At 67.9% G+C, this 7,592-nt stretch carries 6 protein-coding genes; all 6 read left to right on the forward strand.

The window, feature by feature from the left end; all coding sequences use genetic code 11:
• The first annotated feature begins 4 nt into the window (after positions 1-4).
• The 6 genes from murJ (at position 5) to QOC76_RS03835 (ending at position 7,472) form a co-directional block, all read left to right on the forward strand.
• Positions 5-3,691: a murein biosynthesis integral membrane protein MurJ gene (gene murJ / locus QOC76_RS03810; protein ID WP_526354347.1), complete on the forward strand. Its 3,687-nt coding sequence runs from the start codon at positions 5-7 to the stop codon at positions 3,689-3,691.
• Between the two features lie 99 nt (positions 3,692-3,790).
• A complete protein-coding gene (sigM, locus tag QOC76_RS03815) occupies positions 3,791-4,381 on the forward strand; it encodes an RNA polymerase sigma factor SigM (RefSeq protein WP_526354333.1) in 591 nt (196 codons plus the stop codon).
• 14 nt (positions 4,382-4,395) lie between these two features.
• The gene (locus QOC76_RS03820) at positions 4,396-4,755 is read left to right on the forward strand and encodes a hypothetical protein (RefSeq protein WP_526354335.1); all 360 of its coding nucleotides are present in this window, start codon (positions 4,396-4,398) and stop codon (positions 4,753-4,755) included.
• Positions 4,756-4,828: 73 nt separating this feature from the next.
• Positions 4,829-5,812 carry a thioredoxin-disulfide reductase gene (trxB, locus tag QOC76_RS03825; RefSeq protein ID WP_526354337.1) on the forward strand — a complete coding sequence of 328 codons (984 nt, stop codon included), beginning with the start codon at positions 4,829-4,831 and terminating at the stop codon, positions 5,810-5,812.
• Entirely contained in the window at positions 5,809-6,150 is a 342-nt protein-coding gene (gene trxA / locus QOC76_RS03830; protein ID WP_526354339.1) for a thioredoxin, read from the forward strand. The genes trxB and trxA overlap by 4 nt, the downstream gene beginning before the upstream one ends.
• Positions 6,151-6,284: 134 nt before the next feature.
• The gene (locus QOC76_RS03835; RefSeq protein WP_526354341.1) at positions 6,285-7,472 is read left to right on the forward strand and encodes an N-acetylmuramoyl-L-alanine amidase; all 1,188 of its coding nucleotides are present in this window, start codon (positions 6,285-6,287) and stop codon (positions 7,470-7,472) included.
• The last annotated feature ends 120 nt before the right edge of the window (positions 7,473-7,592 follow it).

Consider the following 7,592-nt stretch of genomic DNA (forward strand, 5'->3'; position numbering starts at 1 on the left):
CGGCATGCGGGGCTATCCCCCGCCACCACCGCCCCGGCGGATGCCGCCACCACCGCCCAGACAGCGGATCCCGAGGGGACCGGCACCGCGGCGGCGGGCCGGTAGGCCCGAGCTCAGCGACGCCGCGGTGGTGTCGCGGTCATGGGGCATGGCAGTCGCGACGCTGGTCAGCCGGATCACCGGGTTCATCCGCATCGTCCTGCTCGCCGCCATTCTCGGCGCGGCGTTGTCCAGCGCCTTCTCGGTGGCCAACCAGCTGCCCAACCTCGTCGCGGCGCTGGTGCTGGAAGCGACGTTCACCGCGATCTTCGTCCCGGTGCTGGCCCGCGCCGAACGCGACGATCCCGACGGCGGCACCGCCTTTGTCCGCCGTCTCGTCACGCTGGCCGTCGCGCTGCTGTTGGTCGCGACGGTGGTGTCGGTGGTGGCGGCGCCCCTGCTGGTCCGGCTGATGTTGGGCAGCGACCCGCAGGTCAACCGGTCGCTGACCACAGCCTTCGCCTATCTGCTGCTTCCGCAGGTGATCTTCTACGGCCTGTCGTCGGTGTTCATGGCAATCCTGAACACCCGCAACGTCTTCGGGCCGCCCGCTTGGGCACCGGTTGTCAACAACGTCGTCGCAATCGCCACCCTCGTCCTGTATCTCATTGTGCCGGGTGAGCTTTCGATCGATCCCGTCGAGATGGGCAACGCCAAGCTACTGGTGCTCGGCATCGGCACCACGCTCGGTGTGTTCGCGCAGACGGCGGTGCTGCTCGTGGCGATCCGCAAGGAACGGATCAGCCTGCGTCCGCTGTGGGGTGTCGACGACCGCCTCCGGCGGTTCGGCGGGATGGCGGCGGCGATGGTGCTCTACGTGTTGATCAGCCAGGTCGGCCTGATCGTCGGGAACCAGATTGCAAGCGCCGCAGCGGCTTCGGGGCCCGCGATCTACAACTACACGTGGCTGGTGCTGATGCTCCCGTTCGGGATGATCGGCGTGACGGTGCTCACCGTGGTGATGCCGCGACTGAGCCGCAACGCCGCGGCCGACGACACATCGGCGGTGTTGGCCGATCTGTCGTTGGCGACGCGGCTGACCATGGTGACGCTGATTCCCATCGTGGCGTTGATGACCGTCGCGGGCCCGGCGATCGGCAGTGCGCTGTTCGCCTACGGCAACTTCGGCGACGTCGACGCGGGCTACCTGGGCATGGCGATCACGCTGTCGGCGTTCACGCTGATCCCGTATGCGCTTGTGCTGCTACAGCTTCGGGTGTTCTACGCGCGCGAACAACCGTGGACGCCGATCGTGGTGATCATCGTCATCACGACGGTGAAGATCGCCGCCTCACTGGCAGCACCTCATCTGACCGAGGACCGCGAGTTGGTGGCGGGATATCTCGGCCTGGCCAACGGAATCGGATTCCTCGCGGGCGCCATCGTCGGCTACATCCTGCTGCGCGCCAATCTGCGCCCGCCGGGCGGCCGCCTCATCAACCTGGAAGTGGTGCGAACCGTCCTGGTCGCCACCGCCGCGTCGATGATCGCCGGGCTGGTCGCTCATGTGGTCGATCAACTGCTCGGCCTGCAATCGTTGACCGAACACGGCGGCGGTGCCGGGTCGATGCTGCGGCTGCTCGTCGTCGGCCTGATCATGCTTCCGATCATCGGCGGGGTGATGCTTGCCGCCCGCGTTCCCGACGCGCAGGCCGCCCTGGCCTGGGTTCAGCGCCGCCTCGGCAAGACCCCGGACGTAGCCGGACGGTCGCTTGACCAACCCGTCCGATCACGCTCACGGGTGCCTCTCACGTACCCTGAGCACAGCAATTCGCTCGCGCCGCGTGGTCGTCACAGCCCGGCGGCCGCTTGGCGCGGGCCCCCGGCCTCGGTTGCCGGGGCAGGCATGCGGAAAGGACCAGCGGTGACCGACGAATCCGCAGGCGACTCCGCACCCCTGCCTGACAACGGCGCGACGACCCAAATGCCCCGCCCCACCGCGGACGACTTCGAGCCCGATGTTCCCGTTGACGGGGCGAATGTGCCCGGCCCTGGGGCCGGCGGCGAGGCGGAGCGGGGCGACCCGGGAACGATGCCGGTCAGCACCGTGTCACCGCCGACATCGGGTCGACCTCCCGCCGATTACGGCGGCGACCCCACTCGCGAGGGCCTGCCGTTCGACATTCCACGTGAACCGCCGATCGAGGCCGCGACCTCGGATGAAGACGTGCACCTCATTCCGGGCGCCACCATCGGCGGTGGCCGCTACCGGCTGCTTGTCTTCCACGGCGGGCCGCCCAACCTCCAGTTCTGGCAGGCGCTCGACACGGCGCTGGACCGCCAGGTCGCCCTGACGTTCGTCGACCCCGACGCCGCGCTGCGGGACGAGGAGCTGCAGGAAATACTGGACCGCACGCTTCGGCTCAGCCGGCTCGAGACTCCCGGCATCGCCCGCATCCTCGACGTCGCGAACACCGGATCGGGCGGGCTGATCGTGAGCGAGTGGATCCGCGGCGGGTCGCTTCAGGAAGTCGCGGCGACGTCACCGTCCGCGATCGGCGGCGCCCGCGCGATGCAGACGCTGGCCGCCGCCGCCGAGCAAGCCCATCGGGCGGGTGTGGCGATGTCGATCGATCATCCCAGCCGGGTCCGGGTGAGCATCGAGGGCGACGTGGCGCTGGCGTTCCCGGCGACCACGCCGGACGCCAGCCCGGAGGACGACATCCGCGGCATCGGCGCAGCGCTGTATGCACTGTTGATCAACCGCTGGCCGCTGACGGAGTCCGGGGTGCGCAGCGGGTTGGAGCCCGCGGAGGTCGACGCGGCGGGCGAGCCGGTCGAGCCGCGGTCGGTCGACCGCGACATCCCGTTCCAGATCTCGGCCGCGGCCGCGCGCTCGGTGCAGGCGGGCGGCGGCATCCGCAGCGCCCCCACCCTGCTCAACCTCCTCCAGCAGGCGACCGCCATCGCGGACCGGACCGAGCAGATCAACCCCCTCGCCCGACCCGAGGCCGTGCCGACGCCCGCCGGGGTTCGCGGCCCCGCGCCCGATGACCCGGACGGGGCCGCGCGCAGGCGCAAAGGGCTGATCGTCGGCCTGAGCGTCGGCGCGGCGGTGATCGTCATCGCTCTGATCGTGTTGGGGTCGGTGCTGAAGGGCATCTTCGGTGACGTCGGTGGGTTCTCCCAGGACCAACTGGGGCTCAGCGCGCCCACCACTTCCGCGGACGGCGGCGGGGGCGGCGGTGGCAGTGGCAGTGGCGCGACCATCAAACCCGTTAAGGCAACGGTGTTTTCGCCGGAGGGCGAACCTGACGCTCCCGATCAGGCGCCGTTGGCGATCGACGGCAATCAGTCGACGGCGTGGCCCATCGACACCTACAGCGATCCCGTTCCGTTCCCCAACTTCAAGAACGGCGTCGGGCTGATGCTGCAGCTGCCGCAACCCACCACGGTCGGCGAGGTCACCATCAATGTGAACAGCACCGGCACCTCGGTCGAGATTCGCTCGGCGCAGACGCCGAAGCCGTCGTCGCTGGCCGGCACGACCGTGCTGACACCGGCGACGCCACTGAAGCCCGGAACCAACACCATCAAGGTCGACAATGCCTCCCCGACGTCGAACCTGCTGGTCTGGGTGTCCACCCTGGGTCAGGTCGACGGTAAGAGCCGCTCGGACATCGCCGAGATCACCGTGAAGGCGGCCTCCTAGCGCGTTATCCCAAGCGCAGGCCTGGTGAAGCACCAAGTCAGCGGGCATCGCGCAAACTGGTGCACCAACCGGTGTCCGGGGATGCTTAGGGTTCGCTGTGTGGGCAGCATCGGAGGGGTTTCCGAGAGAGATCGCAGCGACGCCGAGTTGCTGGCCGCGCATGTCGCGGGAGACCGGTACGCCTTCGAGGAACTGTTCTACCGCCACCATCGGCAGCTGTACCGACTGGCGATGATGACCAGCCGAAACCCAGACGATGCCGCCGACGCGTTGCAGGACGCGCTGCTGTCCGCCCACCGGGGCGCGGCCTCATTCCGCCGGGACGCCGCGGTGAGCAGCTGGTTGTACCGCATCGTCGTCAACGCGTGCCTGGACCGGTTGCGCCGCAACAAGCTCCGCCCAACCACGGAGCTCAACGACGACAACTGCCCCGTCGGCGACCACAGCCCGCGGGTGGACACCGCGATCATGGTGGAACGCGCCCTTATGCGGCTACCGGTCGAGCAGCGTGCCGCGGTGGTCGCGGTCGACATGCAGGGTTACTCGGTGGCCGAGACCGCCCGGATGCTTGGCATCGCCGAGGGCACCGTGAAGAGCCGCTGTTCGCGTGCCCGCGCCAAACTCGCCGACGCGCTTGGCTATTTCGATACCCGCGTGGACGTGCCGGACGCCCGGGGCGCCATGCGGTGAGTCACTATTGACGGATGCGAGGCGGCGAATCGGGGCTTCCCGGGGAGCGGGTGCGTCAGGCACTCGTCCATCTTGGGACCGACTCGGCCTCGGCACCTGACGTTCCCGCTTCCGTGACGGCCCGCATCAGCGCGGCGCTGCGCGCGGCACCGACCGCGCCGTCGCACGCCACCGCCCGACCGCGGTCAAGCCGGTCGCGCACAATTCTGCTGCTTGTCGGCATCGCCGCCGCGGCAGCCGGGATCACGGTGGCCGTGGCGTTGCTGCTGCACACCACTGCGAACCCGCGTTTCCCGTCCGGACCGACGGCCGAGAAGATCACCGTCTCGACGACACCCGCCGACACGCCTAAAGCCGTGGTCACGCCCCCGTAACGCAGCCCACCACCGATGGGGGAACACCCCGGCTTACCCTGGTGTTTGTATCCGTGCAGGCAGAAAGGCTCGCATGACTTCTCAATCTTCTGTGCACGACGTCATCATCATCGGCTCAGGACCGGCCGGCTACACGGCTGCGATCTACGCGGCCCGGGCCCAGCTCACACCCCTGGTGTTCGAGGGCACGCAGTTCGGCGGCGCGCTGATGACCACGACCGAAGTGGAGAACTACCCCGGCTTCCGCGACGGCATCACCGGACCCGAGCTGATGGATCAGATGCGCGAGCAGGCGCTGCGGTTCGGCGCCGATCTCCGGATGGAAGACGTCGACGAGGTCTCGCTCAAGGGGCCGGTGAAGTCCGTCACCGTCGGTGACGAGAAGTACCACGCCCGCGCCGTGATCCTCGCGATGGGCGCAGCGGCCCGCCACCTGGGCGTTCCCGGTGAGGACAGGCTGCTGGGCATGGGTGTGAGCACGTGTGCCACCTGCGACGGCTTCTTCTTCCGTGACCAGGACATCGCCGTGGTCGGCGGTGGCGACTCCGCAATGGAGGAGGCCACCTTCCTGACCCGGTTCGCCCGCAGCGTGACGTTGATCCACCGGCGCGACGAGTTCCGCGCATCGCGCATCATGCTGGAACGCGCCAAGGCGAACGAGAAGATCCGCTTCATGACCAACACGCAGGTGCTGGAGGTCCAGGGCGACAACCGGGTGACCGGGGTGCGTCTGCTCAACAGCGCGACCGCCGAGGAATCCAGCCTGGCCGTCACCGGTGTGTTCGTCGCGATCGGTCACGACCCGCGGTCAGATTTGGTCCGCGGCCAGGTCGACCTCGATCCGGCCGGGTACGTGCTGGTGCGTGACCGCACCACCAGCACGTCGGTCGAAGGTGTCTTCGCGTCGGGCGACCTTGTCGACCACATCTACCGGCAGGCGATCACCGCGGCGGGAACCGGCTGTTCGGCCTCGATCGACGCCGAACGGTGGCTCGCCGAAACCGCTACGGGGACAACGCAAACCATAGACACCGACCTGATTGGAGCACAGCCATGACCGGCACTGAGAAGACCAGCAAGACGGTGAACGTCACCGATGACTCGTTCTCGGAAGACGTACTGTCGAGCAGCACTCCCGTTCTGGTGGACTTCTGGGCCACCTGGTGCGGTCCGTGCAAGATGGTCGCCCCGGTGCTCGAGGAGATCGCGGGCGAGAAGGCCGGTTCGCTCACGATCGCCAAGCTCGACGTCGACGCCAACCCCACCACCGCGCGCGATTTTCAGGTCGTGTCGATTCCCACCATGATTCTGTTCAAGGGCGGCGAGCCGGTGAAGCGGATTGTCGGCGCCAAGGGCAAGGCGGCACTGCTTCGCGAGCTCTCTGACATCGTCTGAGGTCTGGCAACCCCGCGGCGACTCGCCTGGCGTTTTCTTGAATCGGGCCTGCTTCTGAGATAATTCCGCTGAGCCTCTCCTGCAATCGTCACCGTCGGACCGCCGCCGATAAGCGTTATCGAAAGGGCCCATACATGTCGAGTCTGCGTCGAGGTGACCGCGGGGGTGCGGTCACCGAGATCCGGACCGCGCTCGCGGCGCTCGGGCTGGTGGACAGCCCCGACGCCGACCTGAGCACGGGTAGACACGTCGCGGTCGACTTCTTCGACCTCGAACTCGACGAGGCGGTTCGCGCTTTCCAGCAGCATCGTGGCCTGCTCGTCGACGGCATCGTCGGCGAGGCGACGTATCGCGCACTCAAGGAAGCGTCCTATCGACTCGGCGCGCGCATCCTCAGCCACCAATTCGGCGCGCCGATGTACGGCGACGACGTCGCCACCCTGCAGGCGCGCCTTCAGGACCTCGGTTTTTACACCGGGCTGGTGGACGGCCATTTCGGGCTGCAGACCCACAACGCGCTGATGTCGTATCAGCGTGAGTACGGAATGTCCCCCGACGGTATCTGCGGCCCGGAGACGTTGCGCTCCTTGTACTTTCTGGGCTCACGCGTCACCGGCGGCTCCATCCACGCCATCCGCGAGGAGGAAGTGGTCCGCCGGTCGGGACCCCGGCTGTCCGGCAAGCGCATCATCATCGATCCGGGCCGCGGTGGCGACGACCACGGGCAGATCACCCAAAGCTCCTCGGGTCCGATCAGCGAAGCCGACATCCTCTGGGATCTGGCGAGCCGGCTCGAGGGCCGGATGACCGCCATCGGCATGGAGACCTTCCTGTCCCGGCCACCCAACCGCAGCCCGTCGGACGCCGAACGGGCCATGACTGCCAACACCGTCGGCGCCGACCTGATGATCAGCCTGCGGTGCGCCACCCAGGCAAGTCCGTCCGCGAACGGCGTCGCGTCGTTCCACTTTGGAAACTCGCACGGTTCGGTGTCCACGATCGGACGGAACCTCGCTGACTTCATACAGCGAGAAGTCGTGGCGCGCACTGGTTTACGTGACTGCCGCACCCATGGGCGGACGTGGGATCTGCTCCGTCTGACGCGGATGCCGACGGTTCAGGTGGACGTCGGCTACATCACCAACCCTCGGGACCGCGGCATGTTGGTCGCCAACCAGACCCGGGACTCGATCGCCGAAGGCATCCTCGCCGCCGTCAAACGGCTCTACCTGTTGGGCAAGAACGACCGCCCCACCGGAACCTTCACATTCGCCGAGCTGCTCGCGCACGAGCTGTCGGTGGAACAGGCCGGCCGCAGCTGATAGGCCATGAGTAGTCACTGGGCGGATCCTCAGATGAGGTCCGGTTCGGAGGAGGCTGCTCATGTCGGTGTTGAAGGTTGCGCTTGATCCGTCGACGGTGATCGTCGCCGTGGACCCGGG

This window comes from Mycobacterium sp., assembly GCF_032159565.1.
In the GTDB taxonomy this organism is placed as follows: domain Bacteria; phylum Actinomycetota; class Actinomycetes; order Mycobacteriales; family Mycobacteriaceae; genus Mycobacterium.

What these genes read in the sequence shown, in the direction of transcription:
- murJ (WP_526354347.1), top strand. Translation starts at nt 5, where the DNA reads ATGCGGGGCTATCCCCCGCCACCACCGCCCCGGCGGATGCCGCCACCA.
- QOC76_RS03820 (WP_526354335.1), top strand. Translation starts at nt 4,396, where the DNA reads ATGCGAGGCGGCGAATCGGGGCTTCCCGGGGAGCGGGTGCGTCAGGCA.
- trxB (WP_526354337.1), top strand. Translation starts at nt 4,829, where the DNA reads ATGACTTCTCAATCTTCTGTGCACGACGTCATCATCATCGGCTCAGGA.
- trxA (WP_526354339.1), top strand. Translation starts at nt 5,809, where the DNA reads ATGACCGGCACTGAGAAGACCAGCAAGACGGTGAACGTCACCGATGAC.
- QOC76_RS03835 (WP_526354341.1), top strand. Translation starts at nt 6,285, where the DNA reads ATGTCGAGTCTGCGTCGAGGTGACCGCGGGGGTGCGGTCACCGAGATC.